This window comes from Achromobacter sp. NPDC008082, assembly GCF_042957345.1.
Taxonomy (GTDB): Bacteria; Pseudomonadota; Gammaproteobacteria; order Burkholderiales; family Burkholderiaceae_B; genus Achromobacter; species Achromobacter kerstersii_A.
The window spans coordinates 539,798-560,470 of sequence record NZ_JBIBIB010000001.1; the positions used below are offsets into that span (position 1 = coordinate 539,798).

Genomic DNA, 20,673 nt, shown 5'->3' on the forward strand with positions numbered 1-20,673 from the left:
GGCGTTCAAGGCTTGCGATGGGTGGAATAGGGCGCGGAGCAGGCCGCCGCGGCGGCTCGGATGCTGGGCGCTTCGAAAAGTCCGGTGATGACGGCGATGGAATCGGCGCCCGCCTGGGCGACGAGCAGCGCGTTATCGGGAGTGATGCCGCCAATGGCGACCACGGCGGGCCGGGGCGCGTCGCGTTCTTCGACCAGACGGCGGGCTTCGGTCAGCACCGACAGCGGGGCGCGCACGGTGTCGGGTTTGACGGTCGACGGGAACATCGCGCCGAAGGCGATGTAGTCGGCGCCGGCGTCCAGCAGTTGGCGGGCGCGGGTCAGGTCGTCGTAGCTGGAGCCGCCCAGGATCAGGTCGGGGCCGGCTTCGGCGCGGATGTGCGCCAGGCTTTCGTCTTCGCGGCCCACGTGCGCGCCGTCGGCGCCGACGTCCAGCGCCAGGCGCCAGTCGTCATTGATCAGGAACACCACGCCCAGCTCGCGGCACAGCGGCGCCAGCGCGCGCGCCTGTTCGGCACGCACCGAGTCGGGCACGTTCTTGCGGCGCAATTGCAGGGCGCGCATGCCGCCTTCGGCCGCTTTGCGCACGGCCTGCATCAGGCGTTCGGTGTCGTCCCATTCCGGGGTGACGCCATACAGGCCAGCGGGAAAACGTAGCGGTTTCATTGCGGTTGAATCCGGTTGGGAATGCGCCGGCCCATGCCCGGCAGGAAGCTGGCGGCCACCGACGCGTCGGCATGCGCCAAACCCTGGCGCACGGCTTCGGGCATTTCCAGCCCGCGCGCCAGCATGGCGGTGATGGCGGTTGCGGCCAAGCCGCCCGCGTCGCCGTTGCGATCCGGCGGCGTCTGCCACGGCCAGGTGTGCGTCTGGCCGCCAGGGCCGAGCAGCACGTTGGCGTAATGGCCGGGGCGCTGGGGGCTGCCCAGCACCAGCACCCATTCCGCGCCGGCCGCCACCAGGGCGTGCATGGGCGAAGGTGCGTCCCCGATATCGATGTCGCCATCGGCGTGCCACTGCGCCAGACGCAGATGCTCGATGACCAGCAGATCGGTTTGCGGCAGCACGAGTTCAAGGGTGGCGGCCAGCAGGTCGTCGGCGTCGTCCTCGTCGGCGGCATCCGCCGGCAGCGGGGCGCGCTGGCCCAGGTGCAGCACCAGCGGCACCTGGCTGTAGTCGGCGGCGACTTGCGCGGCAACGCTTGCCGTTTCCGCGGTGTATAGTCCGCCCACCTTGATTGCCTGCACGGACATGTCTTCCAGCAGGCAGCGTGCCTGGTCGTCCAGCAGGTCGGGCGAAACGGGATGGATTTCTTCGATGCCGGCAGTGTCCTGCACGGTCAGCGCGGTTACGGCCGCCAAGCCATGGCAACCCAGACGGGCGCAGGTAACGGCGTCAGCGGGCAAGCCGTCAGATCCCGAGGGATCGAGCGGGCCGAAGACCAAAACGAGAGGGGGAGTAACGGGGGCCACGTGGACAGCGCTTGAGCTTGAGCGGGGGACCTGGATTCATTTTGAGGTGAATCAGGGGAACCCCTATTGGGTTTCGGTAAGATTGTCCCCATTCTAATGGAAGCCCCCCACCTTTGCCCCGCCGCGGGGAACCGGGTCGGGATTTGATGTAAGAGAGAACTATGCGTACTTGGATGTGTCTGATTTGTGGCTGGGTCTATGACGAAGAGGCCGGCCTTCCCGACGAAGGTATTGCACCCGGCACCCGCTGGGAAGACGTGCCGCCGAACTGGGTCTGTCCCGAATGCGGCGCCCGCAAAGAGGACTTTGAATTGATGGAAATCTGAAGCCAGACCCGCTGACCTATTCCGCCAAGGCTCGTAAGATGGGGCCACACCCCATCCCTCGTAACCGCAGGACGGTCTGCCGCCAGGCATGATGGGCCACGTTAGCGTGCGCCTCGTCCTCGGTTCTTTCAGACTACCCATGAAGGGGTTGCCATGACGGAAAAACACCACGAATCCGCCTCGACGCAGGCGGCCAACTTTGCCAACCAGTTCCTGATCGCCATGCCCGGCATGGTCGAAGGCAGCCTGGCTGGCTCGGTCATTTACGTGTGTGAACACACCGAACGCGGTGCGCTGGGCCTGGTCATCAACCGGCCCACCGACCTGACGCTGGGCACGTTGTTCGAGCGCATTGAATTGACGCTTGAAATCGGCCCCGTCAAAGACACGCTGGTTTATTTCGGCGGCCCGGTGCAAACCGATCGCGGCTTCGTGCTGCACGCGCCTGCCGGCGATTACAGCTCCAGCATCAAGATGGGCGCCATGGCGCTGACGACCTCGCGCGACGTGCTGCAAGCCGTGGCCGACGGCAACGGGCCTGCCCGCATGCTGGTCACGCTGGGGTATGCCGGCTGGGGCGCAGGGCAGCTGGAAAGCGAAATGGGCCAGAACGCCTGGCTCAGCGTGGGCGCCGACGACCACATCATTTTCGACGTGCCTGCCGAAGACCGTTACCCCGCCGCGCTCAAGCTGCTGGGTATTGATCCGGTGATGCTGGCGGGCGATGCGGGCCATGCCTGAAGAAACCCTGCTTGGCTTTGACTTCGGCGAAAAGAAAATCGGCATCGCCATTGGCAACACGCTGACGCGCCAGGCGCGTCCGCTGGAAATCATCTTCAGTGAAATCCGCGATGCGCGCTTCGGCCGCATCGCCGCCTTGCTTGAAGAATGGCAGCCCCATCGCGTGGTGGTGGGGCTGGCGCTGGACGCCGACGGCGGCGAACAGCCCGCCACCGCGCGTTGCCGGCGCTTCGCCAATCAGCTGCATGGCCGTTTCGGCATCGCTGTCGAACTGGTGGACGAACGCGGTTCCAGCATGGAAGCGCAGCGCCTGCTGGGTACCCACGCGGCCGACGATGCGATGGCTGCGGCTGTTATTCTGCAACGGTATCTAGACTCTCTGCCTGCGGCCTGACGCGCGCGGCCCGTCCTGCTTATGCTCAATCCGCAACTTGATCGCCGCGGCGAACTCATACATCTGCTGACAACGGAAGGGCTGCCGCGGCGCCACGTCGAGCGCCTGCTTGATACCGCGCGAGCTTTGGCGGCAGGCGAACCGCCGCTTGCCACGCCGCGCCCCGTCTTTCTTTCCCTGCCTGACGACGACCCTGATCGCGATGCCTACGCGCAAGCCGCCACGCGCTTGTCGCTGCTGCCCGTAGTGCTGGATGCGCAAGAGGCCGACCCGCAAGCGGGCGATGCCTTGGCCCAGACCGTGTCGCGCCTGGAGCCGGGCGTGCTGGTGCTGCGCCACGCGGCCAGCGGCGCGGCCCATTGCGCGGCCGCGCATGCGGCGCCCGGGCTGCGCATTCTGAATGCCGGTGATGGCGTGCATGCCGACCCCGTGCCGGCTTTGGCGCGCGTGCAGGCGATGCTGGACATCAAACAAGACCTGACCCATCTGGCCGTGACGCTGGTGGGCGACATCCGCCATTCGCGCGTGGCGCGCTCGCTGATTCACGCCATGACCACGCTGGGCGTGCCCGATGTGCGCGTGGCCGCTCCACGCACGCTGCTGCCGGAAAGCCTGCCGCAGTTGGGCGTGCGCGCCTGCGCCACGTTGCAGGAAGGTTTGCAGGATGCCGACGTGGTCATCGTTCTGCCCTTGAACATGGAAGCCATCAGCGGCGCATTGCTGCCTTCCGCGCGGGAATACGCCCAAGCCTATGGCGTGACGCTCGCGACGCTTGCCGCCGCCAAGCCCGATGCGCTGCTGCTGCCCGGTGGCCCGCTGACGCCGGGCGTGGAAGTGGATGGCGATGTGGCCGCCAGCCTGCCGCCCATCGAGGCGCAGTTGGCGGGCCTTGAACAACACCTGCGCCTGGCTGCCTTGAGCGTGCTGGCCGGAGACACCCCATGAGGCTGCACATCGCTCATGGCCGTTTGATCGACCCGGCAAATGGCATTGACGGGCGGCATGATCTGTTTGTGGCCGATGGCCGCGTGGTGGCCGTGGATGCCGCGCCTGATGGGTTTCACGCTGATCGCGTGCTGGACGCCAGCGGGCTGGCGGTGCTGCCTGGGCTGATTGATCTGTCCGCCCGCGTGACGCAGCCGGCCGCCGGGGCCAGCGCGGCCAGCACGGCGTTCGCGCCGGCTGAACTGCGTGCGGCGTTGGCGGGCGGCGTGACCCGTCTGGTGATGCCGCCGGACCCAGACGGGGCGCTGGACGAACCGGGCAAGGTGGACGCGTTGATGCGTCAGACCGAAGCCGGCCAACCCCGCATTCATCCGCTGGGTGCGATGACGGTGGCTTTGGCAGGCGAAACGCTGACCGAGATGGGCCTGCTGGCGCGGGCGGGTTGCATCGCCTATGCGCAAGGCGAGCATGGCATTGCCGATACGCGCGTGCTGTGGGGCGCGATGCGTTATGCCAGCGGCCTGGGCCATACCTTGTGGCTGCGTCCGCAAGACCCGTGGCTGGCGCGCGGCGCGGTGGCGGCCAGCGGCGCGTATGCCGAACGCTTGGGCCTGGAGGGCTTGCCGCCCCAAGCCGAGACGGTGGCGCTGCACACCATTTTTGAACTTCAGCGCGCAACCGGCGCTCGGGTTCATCTGACGCGCTTGTCGACCGCGGCGGGCTTGGCGTTGTTGCGCGCCGCCAAGCGGGAAGGCTTGCCGGTGACGGCGGACGTGTCGGCGCATCACCTGCATTTGACCGACGTCGATATCGGTTTCTTCGATACGAATTTCCATTTGCAGCCGCCGCTGCGCGGGCAACGGGATCGCGATGCGATTCATGCCGCGCTGGCCGACGGGCTGGTCGACGCGCTGTGTTCGGACCACACGCCGGTCAGTGCCCAAGGCAAGGCCGCGCCGTTCCCGTTGTCGGCCCCCGGCGCGACGGCGCTGGAGCTGCTGCTGTCGCTGACGCTGAAGTGGGTGCGCGACCGCCGCCAGCCGCTGATCGAGGCGTTGGCGCGTGTCACGTCCGGCCCCGGGGCGGTGCTGAACGCCATCTCCTCAGACGCTGCGCAGGCCGGCCAGTTGGGCGTGGGGGCGCCTGCGGATGTGTGTCTGGCTGATCTGGACGCCGAATGGCTGGTGATGCCCGCGGCGCTGCAAAGCCGCAGCGCCGCGTCACCGTTCGCGGGTATGATGCTGCCCGGTCGGGTACGCGCCACCGTGGTCGGTGGCCAGCTGGCCTGGGAGACTTCAGTTTGAAGCTGCTGCGCTTTGTCCTACGGCTGGCTCTGGTGCTGCCGCTGATCCTCTTTGGCCTGTTTTGCGTGGGCCTGGTTTATCCCTTTATTCGTCCGGCCTCGCGCGCGTGGCTGAACCGCACGTGGTCGCGGGCGTTGATGGCGGCCTGTGGGCTGCGGGTGTCGTTCAAGGGCCAGCCGCGTCTGACCGGGCCGGTGCTGATGGTGGCGAACCACGTGTCGTGGATCGACATCTTTGTGCTGAATTCCGCCCGGGCGACGTCTTTCGTGGCAAAAAGCGAAATCCGCAAGTGGCCGGTGATCGGCTGGCTGGTGGCGGGCGCGGGCACGTTGTTCATCGAACGTGGCCAACGCCATGCGGTGCACGCGATGGGGGAGTCCATGCAAGCCCGCTTCAAGCTGGGCGATGCGGTGGGATTGTTCCCGGAAGGCACGACCACTGAAGGCTTCGATCTGCTGCCTTTCCATGCGAGTTTGTTCGAACCGGCGCGGTCGGCGGCGGTGGAGATTCAACCGGTGGCGTTGCGGTTCATGCGTCACGGCAAGCGGGATGGGTTTGCGGCGTTTGTCGGCGAAGAAAGCCTGGTGGCGAATCTATGGCGGGTGATGGGGACGACAGGGCTGTCGGTAGAGGTGGTGTATCTGCCGGTGCTGGCGGCGCATCATCCGGATGGAAGTTTGCCGACGCGGTTGGAGTTGTCGCATCAGGCTCGGGATGCGATTTTGGGGGCGCTTTAGGGGGCTTGGCGGTCTAGGGCTTTTTTGGTTGCTTGTCGTTGCTGGGTCGATGGGGCGTAGGTCGCCCGTCGTCGCAGTCGCCCTGACTGCGCGCGCCCACGATTGCGGTCCGGAGCCTTCGCTCCGGACTGCCCCGTCGTCATCCTCGTCCGCCTTCGGCTCCCTTCGGATTCCCTCGGGCGCATCGAGGTTGCGCGCAGTCAGGGCCACCGCGACGACGGGCTGCTGGTGTCTTGGCCTGCTGCGCTGCTAGGGTGTGCCTTAGTGACGAGTGCTGCGGGGCCCGCCGAGTGGCGGCCGCGCGGGCGGCCTTACTCGGCTTACGCATCTGTGGGCGTTTGGGCGGTGGTCGCTTTCGCGATTTCTACGAGTATTTTTCTCCTGCCCTCCGTCGCTTTTTTTTGGGAGGGTAAAGGGTGGCGCGCAGCGCGCAGCACGCACCGCCTTGCTCGTGGCGATCGTTGCGCGCCATCCGGGCTATAGGGCGGCTCCCGAAAATTCGCAGCAGCTCTCGGCTAGCTCGGCCACGCTTTCACAGAATGCCACGTCCGCGTCTCGGCGGAACATCGCGCTGTACATCGATTGCGGGGGCGCGGTGCTGGTTCTGGCGATCACCAACTGCTTCTTGCTCACCATGTCCGCGAAGTAATCGCGGGGCAGGCAGCTCACGCCGAAACCCGCTGCGGTCAGGCCTGCCATTGCGATCAGGCTGTTGATCGTGAAGATGTTGCTGTCGGGATGATGCGGACGCAGCCAGCCGTCGTAGATCATGTTCAGGCCTGACTCCCGGCTTTGCCGCAGCAGCGGCAAGCGCGCGATATCGGCCGGGGTGTAGATGCGGCTGGCGTCGATCATGTCGGGGCTGCCCATCCAGGCGAATTCCAGGCGCTGCAATGCCACCACTTGCAAATTGGGCTCGGCGAATTCGCCGTGCAGAAAAGCCATGTCCAACTGGCCGGCCTGCAAACGCTTGAGCAAGTCGGCGCCCAGGTCGATGTGCGGTTCCAGCGTGATGCGCGGGTAGTGCGCGCGCAGCAGGCGGATCAGGGCGGGCAGCCAGGTCATGGCGGTGATTTCGGTGATGCCAAAACGGAAGGTGCCGGTCAGCGTGTGCTGGCCTTTCAGGCGGACCAGCAGGCGGTCGCGGTGGCCCAGCATTTCTTCGGCCAGCGCATAGACCTCGTGGCCGCGCGCGGTGAGTTCGGCGCGGTGGCCCGAGCGGTCGAACAGCGCGATGTCGAAGTCCGCCTCAAGTTCCTGGATGCGTTTGGTGATGGCGGATTGCGTGGTGTGCAGCTTCTGCGCCGATGCCGAAAACGTGCCCAGGCGCACCGTCCAGTACAGGGCTTCGATTTGCTTGAAAGTCAGCATGCGGCGCGCGGGCTTTGGGTGAGGTTCATTCCGAAATTTCCGTTTAGGGCTAACCCTTATATTCCAAAAGGAGATATAGCTCGTGGAAATTTAATCCCTTTTTCCGAAATGGAAAAGCTCGCACCATGGCACCTGACTCATCCCCCGGCCGGCCGGGGCCTGCGAAAATTCTGCGGGCTTGCGGCGGCATTCGACTCAGGAATTTGCAGATCGTCATGGCCAATATTCTTACCGGCGCCCGCCAACTGCCCGCAGCCCCCGTCGCTCCCGCCGCCATCCTTGAAGCACTGGCCGGCATCGTCACGCCGCACCTCAGCGACAACCTTGCTCGCCGCGAAGGCATCTCGGGCCTGCGCCGCTACAACGGCAGCGGCAAGCTCGTGGGCACAGCGCTCACGGTCAAGACCCGTCCGGGCGACAACCTGATGATCTACAAAGCCATGATGCAGATTCAGCCCGGCCATGTGCTGGTGGTGGACGCGGGCGGTGATTTGTCCAACGCGGTGTTGGGCGAAATCATGAAGCGCTACTTGCAAGTTCACGGCTGCGCTGGCGTGGTGGTGGATGGCGCCATTCGCGACGTTGCCGCGTTCGAAGCCGACAGCTTCCCCTGCTATGCGCGCGGCCACATTCATCGCGGCCCGTACAAAGACGGCCCCGGCGAAGTCAACGTGCCGGTGTCCATCGGTGGGCAGGTGATTTTGCCGGGCGACATCGTGGTGGGCGATGAAGACGGGCTGGTCAGCTTTCCGGCGTCTGAAGCCGAAAGCCTGATCGCCGCGGCGCATGCGCACGCCGCGAAGGAAGAACGCATCATGGCCGAGATCGCCAACGGCGATAAGACGCAAAGCTGGATGCAAGCCGCCTTTGCCGCCAAGGGGCTGGCATGAGCGCCGCGGATACCGCTTTCCTGGCCGAACGCGCCCGCGCCATCAAGCCGTCGCCCAGTATGGCGGCCAAGACGCGCGTGGATCAATTGCGCGCGCAAGGCCGCGACATCGTCGACTTCACCGTGGGCGAACCTGATCTGCCCACACCCGCGCACATCGTGCAGGCCGGCATCGACGCGCTCAATAGCGGCGACATCCGCTACACCGCATCCGCGGGCGCCAAGCCCTTGCTGGAAGCGGTGCGCGCGAAGTTCCAGCGCGAGAACGGGCTGGAATACGGCCTGGACCAGCTCATCGTGGGCGTGGGCGCCAAGCAGCTGATCTTTACCGCCCTGGCCGCCACCGTGCAGGCGGGCGACGAAGTCATCATCCCCGCGCCGTACTGGGTGTCGTACCCGGACATGGTGCTGGTGAACGACGGCACGCCCGTGGTGTTGGCCTGCCCCGAGTCCGACGGCTTCAAGCTCACGCCGCAGGCGCTGGAAGCCGCTATCACGCCGCGCACGAAATGGGTGTTGTTGAACACGCCCAGCAATCCCACCGGCGCGATGTACGACGCTGCCGAATTGCGGGCGCTGGGCGAGGTGCTGGCGCGCCATCCGCACGTATGGCTGATGACCGATGAAATCTATGAACACCTGGCCTACGGCGATGTGCGCCACGCGTCGCCCGCGGCCGTCGTACCCGCGCTGGCCGACCGCACGCTGACCATCAATGGCGTGTCCAAAGCCTATGCGATGACGGGCTGGCGTTTAGGTTATGCGGGCGGGCCGAAGGCGTTGGTGAAGGCCATGGCTACGTTGATTTCGCAAAGCACCAGCTGCGTCAGCGCCATTAGCCAGCAGGCCGCGCGCGTGGCGCTGACTGCGGATCAGCAATGCGTCACCGACGCGGCCGCCGTGTTCCACCAGCGCCGCGACCGCATCGTTGCGCTGCTCAATGCGGTGCCGGGCATCCGTTGTCCGCTGCCGCAGGGCGCGTTCTATGTCTATCCGTCGGTCGACGGCTTGCTGGGCAAGCGCACCCCCGCCGGCCACACGTTGCAGAGCGATCTGGACGTCGTGATGTATTTGCTGGACGAGGCCGGCGTGGCGGTGCTGGACGGCGCGGCGTATGGCTTGTCGCCCTATCTGCGCCTGAGCTTCGCGACGTCGATGGAGAACATTGAAGAAGGTTGCCGCCGCATCCACGAGGCTTGCGCGGCGCTGCGTTGATCGCCGATTTTGTTGGCAGTACCCATACCTATATTCCAAGGGAATGACCATGAAGACCACCATCGCTTCTTTTGTTGCCGCCGTCGGCCTGGCCGCCACGCTGGCGCCCGCCGCGCATGCGGACACCGTGCAGGACATCAAGGCGCGCGGCAAATTCATTTGCGGCACCATGGGCACCGCCGAGCCCTTCAGCTTCCAAGACCCCAAGACCCGCGCCATCGTCGGCTATGAAGTCGACATGTGCCAGGCCGTGGCCGACAGCCTGGGCGTGCCGCTGGAATTGAAATTGATCGCCGTTGAAGCCCGCATCCCGGAGCTGATCGCCGGCCGGGTGGACCTGGTGGCGGCGAACCTGGGCTGGAGCCCGGAACGCGCGCAGCAGATCGATTACTCGCACCAGCACTTTGTCAGCCTGCAAAAAATCCTGGCGCGCGATTCCGAGAAAGACCTGAAGGCCCCCGCCGACCTGGCCGGCAAGCGCGTGAGCGCCGTGCGCGGGTCGTCGTCGGAGCAGGGCGCGCGCAAGAACATTCCGAACGTCGAACCCGTCACGTTCAAGGACCCCAGCGGTGCCTTTCTGGCGTTGCAGCAAGGCAAGGTCAGCGGCTTTGTCGGGTCGGAGCTGATGCTGGTGAAGCTGCAACATCAAGCCGCCACGAGCGCGGTGCCGGTCAAGATTCTGGAGCCGGCGCTGTTCGTTGAACCCTGGGGCATGGGCGTGCGCAAGGGCGACACCGCAATGCTGAATCAGGTGAACAAGGTGCTGGACGGCATGGAAGCGTCGGGCCAGGCCACCAAGGTGTTCGACAAGTGGTTTGGCGCCGGCACGCAATTCAACATGAAGCGCGACTTCCGCATCGAAGCCATCAAGGGTTGACGCGCGACACGCGCTGGAGCCTGCTTCGATGCATTACGTCTTCGACTTCAGCGCCATTTTCCAGGGCGAGTATCCGACATGGCTGCTCAGGGGGTTCATCACCACCCTGGCGCTGGCGGGGCTGTCCTGGATTCTGGCGTTCTCCGTGGGCAGCCTGCTGGCGGTGATCCGCCTGACGGGCTCGCCCGTGGCCAACGGGGTGATCGCGGTGTACGTCGCGTTTCACCGCAACGTGCCCATGCTGGTGCACATCCTCTTCTGGTATTTCGGCGTGCCGGCCTTGCTACCGCAACCTATCACCGACTGGCTGAACAGCCATGGCAGTGAGTTCATCATGTCGTGCATCGCGATCTCGCTCGTGATGTCGGCCTATATCTGCGAAGACCTGCGCAGCGCCGTGCGCGGTATTCCGCCCGGGCAGGTCGAGGCGTCGCGCGCGCTGGGCCTGAGCTTCATGCAGACGATGCGCAAGGTCATTCTGCCGCAGGCGTTTCGCATCGCGATTCCGCCGCTGTTGAACCAGACCTTGCTGCTGTTGAAGAACACCAGCCTGGCGATGGCGATTGGCGTCACCGAACTGACCGCCGCCGGACGCGAAGTCGAGAACTACACGTTCCGCACGTTCGAGGCCTATGCGGTGGTGACGGTCATCTACCTGGTGTTGTCGTTCATCATCATGGGCGGCGGCGCGATCTTGCAACGACGTTACCGTCCGCTGGGGGCGCGCTGATCATGTGGGACATTCTGAAAGACAACTGGCTGTTGCTGCTGATCGGGCAGTACCCGCACGGGCCGGTGGGCGGTCTTGTCGCCACCTTGGGGCTGGCCGCGATCAGCCTGGCGCTGGCGCTGCCTTGCGGCGTGCTGCTGGCGTTGGGCCGCATCAGCCCGTACCGCATCTTTTACTGGCCGTCGTCCGCGGTGGTGTATCTGGTGCGCGGCCTGCCGCTGCTGATGTTCATCTTCTGGGCGTACTTCTTCGTGCCGCTGATCATCGGCCGGCCCGTTGCCGGCACGACGACGATGGTGGTGGCGCTAGTTTGCTACGAAAGCGCGTATCTGGCCGAGATCATCCGCGCCGGCATTCAGGCGCTGCCCCCCGGCCAGCAGGAAGCCAGCCGCGCGCTGGGGCTGTCGTACATGCAGACGATGCGGCGCGTGATCTTGCCGCAGGCGCTCTACAACATGCTGCCCAGCATGCTGAGCCAGTTTGTGTCGACGGTGAAGGAAACGTCGCTGGCGTATGTGATCAGCGTGCAAGAGCTGACTTACGCGGCCAACCAGATCAACAGCGTGTTGCTGACCAAGCCGTTCGAGGTGTTCGGTTTGCTGGCGATGACGTATTTCATTTTGAATTTTGGCCTGAGTTCTTTGGTGCACCTGACCGAACGGCGTATCGGCAGACGGCGCGCCGGGCTTGTGGCCACCCCTAAAGTGGTGCCGACATGATCCGATTTTCACAAGTGCAGAAGTGGTACGGCGATTACCAGGCGCTGGCCGATGTGACCGAAACCGTCAAGCAGGGCGAGGTGGTGGTGGTGTGCGGGCCGTCAGGGTCGGGAAAGTCCACGCTGATCCGTACCGTGAACCGTCTGGAACCGATTCAAAAGGGCGTGATCGAGGTGAACGGCCAGGATATCTATGGCCCGAAGGTGCACCTGGATCAGCTGCGCAGCCACATCGGTTTCGTGTTCCAGCAGTTCAATCTGTTCCCGCATCTGTCGGTGGTGGAAAACCTGATGCTGGCGCCGCTGCAACTCAAACGCGCGCGCCGCCCGGAAGCCCGTGAACGCGCGATGCAGTTGTTGGAGCGCGTGGGCCTGTCGCACAAGGCCGAGGCGTATCCGGCGCAACTGTCAGGCGGGCAGCAGCAACGCGTGGCAATCGCCCGCGCCCTGGCGATGAACCCGCCGGTGATGCTGTTCGACGAGCCGACCAGCGCGCTGGACCCCGAGATGGTGGGCGAAGTGCTTCAAGTGATGAAGGGCCTGGCAAAGGACGGCATGACCATGGTCTGCGTGACGCACGAGATGGGCTTTGCGCGTGAAGTCGCGGACAGAGTGTGGTTCATGGACGCGGGGCGGATTGTGGAGACGGGTGAGCCGGAGGCGTTCTTTGGCCGTCCGGCGACGGACAGGGCCCGGAAGTTCTTGGCTGAGATTCGGCACTGATGTTTTGGTGTCGTCGCCGGGTTGGGTTTTGAGACGCTGGTGAGGCCTGGGGTCTGGGGTCTGGATCTTGGGGCCTGGGGCCTGGGGCCTGGGTCCTGAAGCCTGGAGTCTGGAGTCTGGAGTCTGGAGTCTGGGGCCTGGCGTCTAGGGTCTGGAGCGAACAGTTTTCGTCAAGTTCTGCGCCACCAGTATTGGTGGCGGAAGATCTTACGGCGCCCGCCCCATGCAGGCCGCGCGGGCGGCCTGCATGGAGCTTACGCGTGGTGGGGCGTCGTGGCGGTCCAGGACCTGTCGATGGCCTTCAAGAAGGCGCGGATCGAGCGAGCTCAGGGCGTGGCAGGTGCGGCTTCGGGAGATTCAAACTCCTTCAACAATGCCGTCACTTCCGCCCGCAAAGCCGACTGCAAGTTATCCGCCGGCGACACCAACGGGTCCAGCACTTCCGGCGCGTTCACGCCGATCAAATCCATCACCGACTTCATCGGCCCCGGGTTCGTCTCTGCAAACGCCAGATTCATCATCGGAATCAGACGGCGGTGCAGCTCCATCGACTCCTTCGTGCGCCCCTCTGCCGCCAGCGTATAGACCTTGCGCCATGCCGTCGGCAGCAAGCTTGCCGTCACCACGATCCCGCCCCGCGCACCCGCCGCCAGATGAACCGGCAGCAGCGTGTCTTCGCCGCTGAACACCGCGAACGACTCGTCCACGCCCGCCACCGTGCGCAGGAAATGGTACATGTCGGTGTTGCAGGCCTTCATGCCGATGATGTTCGGATGGCGCGACAGCTCGTGCAGCACTTCCGGCGCAATCGCGATGCGGGTGCGGTACGGGATTTCGTAAATCATGATCGGCAGCGGCGACTCGTCTGCGTAGCGCATGAAGTAATCGCGGATGCCGGCTTGCGTGGGCGTCGTGTAGTAGGGCGTCAGCACCATCAGCGCGTCGGCGCCGGTCTTGGCGAATTCGCGGCCGGCTTGGATGGCGTCGTAATAGCCGGGGTCCAGCACGCCCGGAATCACCGGCACGCGGCCTTCAACGGTTTCTACCGTCAGCCGGCACATGCGGACGCGTTCTTCGCGGGACAGGGCGCCGTATTCACCCGTGCCGCCCAACGGCACCAGGCCGTCGATACCTTGTTTGAGCAGATAGGCGATCAGCGCTTTCGTCGCCGAAACGTTGATGGTGTCGTCGGCGTTGACCGGCGTCGGGATCGCGGGAAAAACTCCGCGCAAGTGTTGGGCATTCAGCATGTTGCGTATCCTAAAAAAACAATCAAACGCGCGGGGATCAGTTGGCCAGGCTGCGCCGGCGCAGACGGTCGGCCAGCCAGATCAGCGCGGCAATGAAAATGAACAGGCACGTCGAGACCGCTGCGATCACCGGGGAAATTTGCAGCGTTACTTCGTCCCAGAATTGCTTGGGCAGCGTGGCGTTCAGCCCGCCTGAGGCGAACAGCGCAATCGTCAGTTCATCGAATGACGTAGCGAAGGCGAACAGGAATGACGACATCAGCCCCGCGCCCAGGATCGGGAAGGTCACAAAGCGCAGCGTGGCCCACGGGCCTGCGCCCAGGCTTTGCGCCGCCAGATCCAGACGCGTGTCGTAGTTGCGCAGCACCGCCATCATGGTGATCACCACATACGGCACCGCCACCACCGTGTGCGCCAGAATCAGGCCGATGGTCGACCCCACCAGGCCCACGCGCGCAAAGAAATAGAACATGCCCACCGCAATGATCATGCGCGGCACAACAATCGGCGATAGCACAAACGCCAGCATCGCCGACTTGCCTCGCATGTTCGCACGCACCAGCAGGAAGGCGGCGGGCGTGCCGATCAGCATCGCCAGCAAGCCCGTGCCCACGCCCACGATCAACGACCGCGTGATCGCCTGCATCCACACGGGCGACGTGAACATCTGCTCGTACCATTGCAGCGAAAAGCCCTTGGGCGGCCACGTCAGGCCCGAGCCGGAATCGAATGACAGCGGAATCATCAGGAACGCCGGTGCGCTCAGGAACGCCAGCACGCCCAGCACGATCCACCACAACGTGCGCGACTGGCCGGTGCCAGAGACCGACCGGCGCACCCGCTTGGGCAGCAACGCAAACAGCGCATCGGACACATTCGCCAGCACCGTCAGCACCGCGTCGCCCGCCCGGCGCGACAGGCTTTCCTTGCCGGAAGCGCGCACGCGGGTGGACGCGCCGCCCGTCATCGTGGACAGCCCCAGCACCTTGTCGTAGATGGCGAACACCACCAGCACCACCACCAGCAGCAACACCGACACCGCGCCGGCGAACTCCCAGTTCATGGTCTGCTGGACCTGGTCAATGATGATCTGCGTGATCATCGTTTCCTTGCGTCCGCCCAACAGCGCGGGCGTGATGAAAAAGCCGATCGCCGTCACGAACACCATGATGGCGGCCGCCGCAACGCCCGGCATCGACAGCGGGAAATAGATCTTCCAGAACGCCGTGCCAGGGCGCGCGCCCAATGTGGACGCGGCGCGCGGCAGGTTGCGGTCGATGTTCTCCATCACGGACAGCATCGTCAGCACCGCCAGCGGCATCAGCGCATGCGCCATGCCCACCAGCACGCTGCCGAAGTTGTAGAGCAGGTTGGCCGGCGCATCCAGAATGCCCAGCGCTTGCAGCAGCTGATTGACGACGCCGTTGCGGCCCAGCAGCACGACCCAGGCAAAGGTGCGCACCAAAAAGCTCGTCCAGAACGACAGCAGCACCCAGAACAGCAGCGACGTCTTGCGCTTGGCCGACAGGCTGGATATCAAGTAGGCCACGGGGTAGCCTGCGACGACGGCAAAGAACGTCGTCCACAACGAGATCTTCAACGTGATCAACAGCACGTTCACATAGACCGACGATTCAAACAGCCGGTGATACTGCGACAACGTGAAGCCCTGATCGCCGACCACGCTTAACAGCAGCAACTGGCCCACGGGGTAGATAAGCAGCACCAGCAGCAGCACGACCAGCGGCGCCGCCATCAGGAAATGGCGGCGGCCGGGGCTCATGCGCTTGCGAGGAGTAGCAAGGGTTGTCATGCGTTTACTCCGCAATGGCCACCGCGTCGGCGGCTTGCCAGCTGACTGCGAGCGGCTGGCCGATGGCGTATTGCTCGGCTTCGCGCTGCGTCGGGTAGGCCACGACGATGGGGGCGGCGTCTGGCACGCCGGAATCCAGGTACAGCTTGGTCAGGCTGCCCGTCACCATCACGTCGAGCAGCTTGCCGGTCAGGCCGGGGCCGCTGGCGGAAACACGCAGGTTCTGCGGGCGCAGCATCACCGTGACTTTCTGCCCCGCCTTGATGGGCGAACCATTGGACAGCGCTTGCCCCGTCACGCCCTGATGCGCCAGCTTGACCGTCAGCGTGTCGCCGTCAACGGCGGTGACTTCGCCTTGCAGCAGGTTCGATTCGCCCAGGAAGTCGGCCACGAACAGCGTGCGCGGGCGGAAGTACAGGTCGGCCGGCGTGCCCAGCTGTTCGATCGCGCCGCCGTTCATCAGGCAGATGCGGTCAGACATGGTCATGGCCTCTTCCTGGTCATGCGTGACGTACACGATGGTGGTGCCCAGCTCGCGGTGGATGCGCTTGATTTCCAGCTGCATCTGGTCGCGCAGCTTTTTGTCCAGCGCGCCCAGCGGTTCGTCCATCAGGATGATGGCGGGGCGATAGACCATGCAGCGCGCAAGCGCAATGCGCTGCTGCTGGCCGCCAGACAGTTCGCGCGGCAAGCGCGACGCCACGTGCGGCAGCCGCACCATTTCCAGCGCTTCGTGCGCACGGCGGCGCGCTTCGGCCGCCGGCACCTTGCGCATCTTCAAGGGAAACGCAATGTTCTCCTCGATGCTCATATGCGGAAACAGCGCGTAGTTCTGGAACACCATGCCGATATCCCGTTCATACGGCGCGCCATACGTGACGTCGGCGCCGTCGATCAGCACGCGGCCCTCGTCGGGTTGCGCCAGACCGGCGATCAGGCTCAAGAGGGTGGTCTTGCCAGAGCCGGACGGACCCAGCAGCGTCAGGAATTCGCCGCGGGCGACGTCCAGGTGCGTGGGCGCCAGCGCGACGAAATCGCCATAGCGTTTGCCCAGGCCCGAGATTTGCAGATTGGAAGAAGACATGGTGTTCATTCAGAAAAGAATTACTTCAGGACCCAGCCGTTGAAGCGCTCGAGCACATCGCGTTGCTTGTCCAGCCAGTACGCGGCGTTGATGTGCAGGCCGGTCTTGATGTTGTCGGGGTGCGTCGGGCAATTGCGCGCCACGTCGGCCTTGATGTAGTCAAAGGCGGCGGGTTGCGTGACGCCGGCGGCAAAGTATTCGACCAACGCTGCCTGGCGCTTGGGGTCGGACGCAAACTTGATGAACTCGCGGCAAGCGTCGGCGTTGGGCGTGCCTTTCAGGATGGACCAGTTGTCGCAGCCCCAGATGTTCTGGTCCCACACGATCTGCACCGGCGCGCCGTTGGCGATTGCGGATTGCGCGCGCGAGACCCAGGTGGCGATCATGTCGACTTCGCCCGATCCCAGCATCTGCTCAACCTGCGCGCCCGTGTTCCACCACACGTCTACCGACGGCTTCACCTTGTCCAGGCTGGCCAGCGCGCGGTCGATGTCGCAGGGGTAGACCTTGTCGGTCGGCACGCCGTCGGCCATCAGCGCTTCTTCGATGGTGTCGAACGGATGCTTGCGCAGGCCGCGGCGGCCGGGGATGTCTTTCACGTTCCAGAAGTCGGCCCACGAAGCCGGCGCGCGGCGGCCCTTGAAGGCGTCGGTGCGATACGCCAGCACGGTCGTGTAGACGTTGTTGCCCACGCCATACGGCGACATGTATTGCTTGGGGATGGTGGCCACGACCGGGTCGGATTCCAGGCCGTGCTTTTCCAGGTATACCTTGCCGCCTTCGGTCAGCATCAGGATGGCGGGCTGGCTGATCTTGGCCATGTCCCAGGTGTAGTTGCCGGTGTCCACCATGCTGCGGATTTGGGCGGTGGGTTCGGCGTTGGCCTGCACGCCCACCACCTGAATGCCGGTGGCTTCCGTGAACGGCTTGTAGAACACGGCGCCGTACGCCTTGCTGTAGATGCCGCCGTCATCGCGCACCACGATGCGCTTGGACGCCGCACGCGACGGCGTCCAGATCATGGGCATGGCCAGCGCGGCGGCGCCGGCGGCAACGGTTTTCAGCGCGGTGCGGCGCGAAGCGTTATGGGGGGTCGATTTCATGGAAGACTCCTGCGGGTCGGGTCAGGGACGGCGGATCAAACGCGGCGGTTCAAGGCAGCAAGCGGCCAGGGTTGAAGAGGTTGGCGGGATCGAAGGTGGATTTCAGCGCGCGCATCATGGCCAGTTCGACGGGCGATTTGTAGTGCGCCATCTCGGCCAGCGACGTGCGGCCCACGCCGTGTTCGGCGCTGAACGTGCCGCCCAGCGCATCGGCCACATCGTTGACGGCGCGGCGGATATCGGCGGCCATGGCGTCGCGGTCGGGCAGGGCGTTCCAGGCGTCGAAGGTGAAGAACGGAATGAAGTGCACGTTGCCGTCGCCCAGATGGGCCACGATCAGCACGGGCAGGCCAGGCGCCAGGCGGCGCACGGCGGCGGTGGCGTCTTCGATGAAGCGCGGCACGCTGGAGACCGGCACGGCGCTGTCGGTCGTCAGGCCAACGCCCGCTTTCTTATTGCCCTCGGACACGCTATGGCGCACTTCCCACAGCGCGGCGCGCTGCGTGTCATTGCTGGCGATCACGGCGTCGTGCAGCAGGCCGAGCTCAGACGCTTGTTCCAGAATCTGCTGCAACAGGTCTTGCAGCTCAGCGCCGCTGCCGGTGTCAGACAATTCCACCAGCACATGCCAGGGATGCGCGCCCGCTAGCGGATTCTTGCGGCCCGGCACGTGCGCCATGACGATGTCCAGCTGGTTGCTGTCGATCATCTCAAAGGCCGACAAGCGCGAACCGCAGGCGCGTTGGAACAGGCCCAGGATGTCGAGCGCGGCTTGCGGGCTGTCGGGGGCGATCCACGCCACGGCGTGGCTGGTGGGCAGCGGATGCAGCTTCAGCACGGCGGCGGTGACGATGCCCATCGTGCCTTCCGCGCCGATGAACAGATGCTTCAAGTCGAAGCCCGTATTGTTCTTGCGCAGCGCCGTCAGGCCGTTCCAGATGGCGCCATCGGGCAGCACCACTTCCAGGCCCAGGATGTTGTCGCGCGTATTGCCGTAGCGCAGCACGCCCGTGCCGCCCGCGTTGGTGGCGATGGTGCCGCCAATCTGGCACGAGCCTTCCGCGCCCAGGCTGATCGGGTACAGCCGGCCTTCGGCGGCGGCCGCTTCCTGCACGGTGGCCAGCACGCAGCCGGCTTCGACTTCCATGGAATTGTTGGCGGCGTCGACCCGGCGCACGCGGCGCATGCGCGCCAGGTTCACGATGACCGGCGGCGTGCCGTGGGCGGCAGGCACTGCGCCGCCGCACAAGCTGGTGTTGCCGCCTTGCGGCAAGACCGGCGTGGCATGCGCGTTGCACAGGCGCACGATGTCGGCCACCTGCTGCGTGTTGCCGGGCAGGGCGACGCACAGCGCCGGCCCCTTGTACCGGCCGCGCCAGTCTTCGGTGTAGCCAGCGGTATCGGCCTCGGAATGAAGGATGGCGTCCGCGCCCAGGGCCTGGGTCAACGCGTCTAGCAGGGTGGTGCCGTTGGTCATGTCTGTGGTCCCGAATGGGGCTCGGAGATCGACGGAACCCCGAGCGCATTGAGGCACAGCATACGATTACTTAAATCGCTTTTCGATTTGATTAATCGTATTTCAATTGAATATAGGGTATGTCCTAGGGATGGGTGTCCCGGATTGCGATTCGTGAAATGATCGAAATACAATCATATCGTGCGATATGCAATTCTATGTTGACTCTGCAAATCAAGGAAGGGACATGCTTCCCAGCGTGATGGAGTACCGGCGGCAAGCGCAAAGGCGGCTGCCCCGGCTGGCGTTCGATTACCTGGAAGGCGGCGCCGAAGACGGACGCACGTTGGCGCGCAACGCGGCGGCCTACGCCGATATCGAGTTCCGCCCCGATGTGCTGGTTGATGTCACGGATTGCCAGCTGGACACGTCCGTGCTGGGCGCGTCCGCCGCGATGCCCGCCATTGTCGGCCCCACCGGTTTGAACGGCTTGTTCTGGCCCGACGCCGACGTGCATCTGGCGCGCGCGGCGCATCGGGCGGGGCTGCCCTTCGTGCTGTCCACCGCGTCCACCTCGCTTTTGGAAGACGTGCGCGCGGCCACGCCTGGCGAGCTCTGGCTGCAACTGTACGTGCAGCGCGACCGCCGCATTGCCGAACATCTGATGGACCGCGCCTGGCAGAACGGCTACACGGTGCTGTTCCTGACCGTGGATGTGCCGGTGCACGGCAACCGCGACCACGACAAGCGCAACGGTTTCAAGCTGCCGCTGCGCCCTTCAGGCCGGCTGATGCTGGATCTGGCCGCGCATCCCGGCTGGTGTTGGCGCATGCTGCGCCACGGAGGGCCGCAGTTGAAAAATCTGGCCGTCAGTTCAAATGCGCGTGAAAACATCACCGAGCAGGCCTCGGCGCTAAGCCGGCAGATGGACTTGGCGCTGAGCTGGAATGACGTCGCGTGGCTGCGCCGCCATTGGCGCGGACGCATCGTGATCAAGGGCATACAGGGGCTGGCTGACGCGCGCCGCGCGCACGCGCATGGCGTGGATGGCATCGTGCTGTCCAACCACGGCGGCCGGCAACTGGAGGGCGCGCCGTGTCCGCTCGACGTGCTGCCTGAAGTGGCGTCGGAATTGGGTTCGCAGCTGGAAGTGCTGGTCGACGGCGGGATACGACGCGGCAGCGACATCGCTAAGGCGGTGGCGCTGGGCGCGCGCGCCGTGCTGCTGGGCCGCGCGCCGCTGTACGGCCTGGCAGGCCGAGGCCCCGCTGGCGCGCAAGAGGTACTGGCGATATTGCGCACCGAATTGGAAAATACCCTGCGACTGCTTGGCCGCAACCGCATTGGCGCGTTGGACGCGGGGGCCGTGCGCAAACGCTGACGCGTGGCGCAGCCTATTTCTTGTCAGGCCTGTTTTTGCAAACTTCATTTTGCAAACCTCACTTTGCAAACCTCAATTCTGCAAACTTCACTTCTGTAAACGTCACCCTTGCAAGCCGACCTTCTGCAAGACCACCTTTGGGAAT

21 protein-coding genes are annotated in these 20,673 nt (G+C 65.0%); 13 read left to right on the top strand and 8 right to left on the bottom strand.

What is annotated here, in order from left to right:
• Positions 1-5: 5 nt before the first annotated feature.
• Positions 6-665 (bottom strand): thiamine phosphate synthase, encoded by a 660-nt coding sequence (gene thiE, locus ACFZAI_RS02505; RefSeq protein WP_391565426.1) that lies wholly within the window; start codon positions 663-665, stop codon positions 6-8.
• The gene (locus ACFZAI_RS02510) at positions 662-1,507 is read right to left on the bottom strand and encodes a hydroxymethylpyrimidine/phosphomethylpyrimidine kinase (RefSeq protein ID WP_391566250.1); all 846 of its coding nucleotides are present in this window, start codon (positions 1,505-1,507) and stop codon (positions 662-664) included. The genes thiE and ACFZAI_RS02510 overlap by 4 nt, the downstream gene beginning before the upstream one ends.
• 125 nt (positions 1,508-1,632) lie before the next feature.
• Between ACFZAI_RS02510 and ACFZAI_RS02515 the strand changes: the two genes are divergently transcribed.
• From ACFZAI_RS02515 to ACFZAI_RS02540, 6 genes are all read left to right on the top strand, one after another.
• Positions 1,633-1,797 (top strand): rubredoxin, encoded by a 165-nt coding sequence (locus tag ACFZAI_RS02515; RefSeq protein ID WP_003814980.1) that lies wholly within the window; start codon positions 1,633-1,635, stop codon positions 1,795-1,797.
• Positions 1,798-1,950: 153 nt separating this feature from the next.
• Positions 1,951-2,538, top strand: a complete 588-nt coding sequence (locus tag ACFZAI_RS02520; protein ID WP_175172065.1) for a YqgE/AlgH family protein — start codon at positions 1,951-1,953, stop codon at positions 2,536-2,538.
• Positions 2,531-2,932 carry a Holliday junction resolvase RuvX gene (gene ruvX, locus ACFZAI_RS02525; RefSeq protein WP_391565427.1) on the top strand — a complete coding sequence of 134 codons (402 nt, stop codon included), beginning with the start codon at positions 2,531-2,533 and terminating at the stop codon, positions 2,930-2,932. Before ACFZAI_RS02520 ends, ruvX begins: the two co-directional genes overlap by 8 nt.
• 21 nt (positions 2,933-2,953) lie before the next feature.
• A complete protein-coding gene (locus ACFZAI_RS02530; RefSeq protein WP_391565428.1) occupies positions 2,954-3,877 on the top strand; it encodes an aspartate carbamoyltransferase in 924 nt (307 codons plus the stop codon).
• Positions 3,874-5,181 (top strand): dihydroorotase, encoded by a 1,308-nt coding sequence (locus ACFZAI_RS02535; RefSeq protein WP_391565429.1) that lies wholly within the window; start codon positions 3,874-3,876, stop codon positions 5,179-5,181. Before ACFZAI_RS02530 ends, ACFZAI_RS02535 begins: the two co-directional genes overlap by 4 nt.
• Positions 5,178-5,918: a lysophospholipid acyltransferase family protein gene (locus ACFZAI_RS02540; protein ID WP_391565430.1), complete on the top strand. Its 741-nt coding sequence runs from the start codon at positions 5,178-5,180 to the stop codon at positions 5,916-5,918. Before ACFZAI_RS02535 ends, ACFZAI_RS02540 begins: the two co-directional genes overlap by 4 nt.
• Positions 5,919-6,395: 477 nt before the next feature.
• Here the strand turns inward: ACFZAI_RS02540 and ACFZAI_RS02545 are convergent, their stop codons facing one another.
• The gene (locus tag ACFZAI_RS02545; RefSeq protein WP_054423273.1) at positions 6,396-7,289 is read right to left on the bottom strand and encodes a LysR family transcriptional regulator; all 894 of its coding nucleotides are present in this window, start codon (positions 7,287-7,289) and stop codon (positions 6,396-6,398) included.
• Between the two features lie 215 nt (positions 7,290-7,504).
• Here ACFZAI_RS02545 and ACFZAI_RS02550 point away from each other — a divergent pair, with 215 nt between their 5' ends.
• The 6 genes from ACFZAI_RS02550 to ACFZAI_RS02575 are packed head-to-tail and all read left to right on the top strand — an operon-like array spanning position 7,505 to position 12,441.
• The gene (locus tag ACFZAI_RS02550; protein ID WP_391565431.1) at positions 7,505-8,179 is read left to right on the top strand and encodes an RraA family protein; all 675 of its coding nucleotides are present in this window, start codon (positions 7,505-7,507) and stop codon (positions 8,177-8,179) included.
• Positions 8,176-9,393 (top strand): aminotransferase class I/II-fold pyridoxal phosphate-dependent enzyme, encoded by a 1,218-nt coding sequence (locus ACFZAI_RS02555; protein WP_391565432.1) that lies wholly within the window; start codon positions 8,176-8,178, stop codon positions 9,391-9,393. The genes ACFZAI_RS02550 and ACFZAI_RS02555 overlap by 4 nt, the downstream gene beginning before the upstream one ends.
• 49 nt (positions 9,394-9,442) lie before the next feature.
• On the top strand, positions 9,443-10,270 hold the full coding sequence (locus tag ACFZAI_RS02560) for an ABC transporter substrate-binding protein (RefSeq protein ID WP_391565433.1): 828 nt from the start codon (positions 9,443-9,445) through the stop codon (positions 10,268-10,270).
• A 28-nt stretch (positions 10,271-10,298) separates the two neighbouring features.
• Positions 10,299-11,000, top strand: a complete 702-nt coding sequence (locus tag ACFZAI_RS02565; protein ID WP_391565434.1) for an amino acid ABC transporter permease — start codon at positions 10,299-10,301, stop codon at positions 10,998-11,000.
• 2 nt (positions 11,001-11,002) lie between these two features.
• A complete protein-coding gene (locus ACFZAI_RS02570; protein WP_391565435.1) occupies positions 11,003-11,719 on the top strand; it encodes an amino acid ABC transporter permease in 717 nt (238 codons plus the stop codon).
• Positions 11,716-12,441 (top strand): amino acid ABC transporter ATP-binding protein, encoded by a 726-nt coding sequence (locus ACFZAI_RS02575; protein ID WP_391565436.1) that lies wholly within the window; start codon positions 11,716-11,718, stop codon positions 12,439-12,441. Before ACFZAI_RS02570 ends, ACFZAI_RS02575 begins: the two co-directional genes overlap by 4 nt.
• Positions 12,442-12,767: 326 nt before the next feature.
• Here the strand turns inward: ACFZAI_RS02575 and dapA are convergent, their stop codons facing one another.
• Genes dapA through ACFZAI_RS02600 form a run of 5 tightly spaced genes read right to left on the bottom strand, consistent with a single transcriptional unit; the run spans position 12,768 to position 19,168 of the window.
• A complete protein-coding gene (dapA, locus tag ACFZAI_RS02580) occupies positions 12,768-13,691 on the bottom strand; it encodes a 4-hydroxy-tetrahydrodipicolinate synthase (protein ID WP_391565437.1) in 924 nt (307 codons plus the stop codon).
• Positions 13,692-13,728: 37 nt separating this feature from the next.
• Positions 13,729-15,504 (bottom strand): ABC transporter permease subunit, encoded by a 1,776-nt coding sequence (locus ACFZAI_RS02585; RefSeq protein ID WP_391565438.1) that lies wholly within the window; start codon positions 15,502-15,504, stop codon positions 13,729-13,731.
• Positions 15,505-15,508: 4 nt separating this feature from the next.
• Positions 15,509-16,588: an ABC transporter ATP-binding protein gene (locus tag ACFZAI_RS02590; RefSeq protein ID WP_391565439.1), complete on the bottom strand. Its 1,080-nt coding sequence runs from the start codon at positions 16,586-16,588 to the stop codon at positions 15,509-15,511.
• A 20-nt stretch (positions 16,589-16,608) separates the two neighbouring features.
• On the bottom strand, positions 16,609-17,691 hold the full coding sequence (locus tag ACFZAI_RS02595) for an ABC transporter substrate-binding protein (RefSeq protein ID WP_391565440.1): 1,083 nt from the start codon (positions 17,689-17,691) through the stop codon (positions 16,609-16,611).
• Between the two features lie 49 nt (positions 17,692-17,740).
• On the bottom strand, positions 17,741-19,168 hold the full coding sequence (locus ACFZAI_RS02600; RefSeq protein ID WP_391565441.1) for an FAD-binding oxidoreductase: 1,428 nt from the start codon (positions 19,166-19,168) through the stop codon (positions 17,741-17,743).
• Between the two features lie 226 nt (positions 19,169-19,394).
• Between ACFZAI_RS02600 and ACFZAI_RS02605 the strand changes: the two genes are divergently transcribed.
• The gene (locus tag ACFZAI_RS02605) at positions 19,395-20,528 is read left to right on the top strand and encodes an alpha-hydroxy acid oxidase (RefSeq protein WP_391565442.1); all 1,134 of its coding nucleotides are present in this window, start codon (positions 19,395-19,397) and stop codon (positions 20,526-20,528) included.
• Positions 20,529-20,673 lie beyond the last annotated feature (145 nt).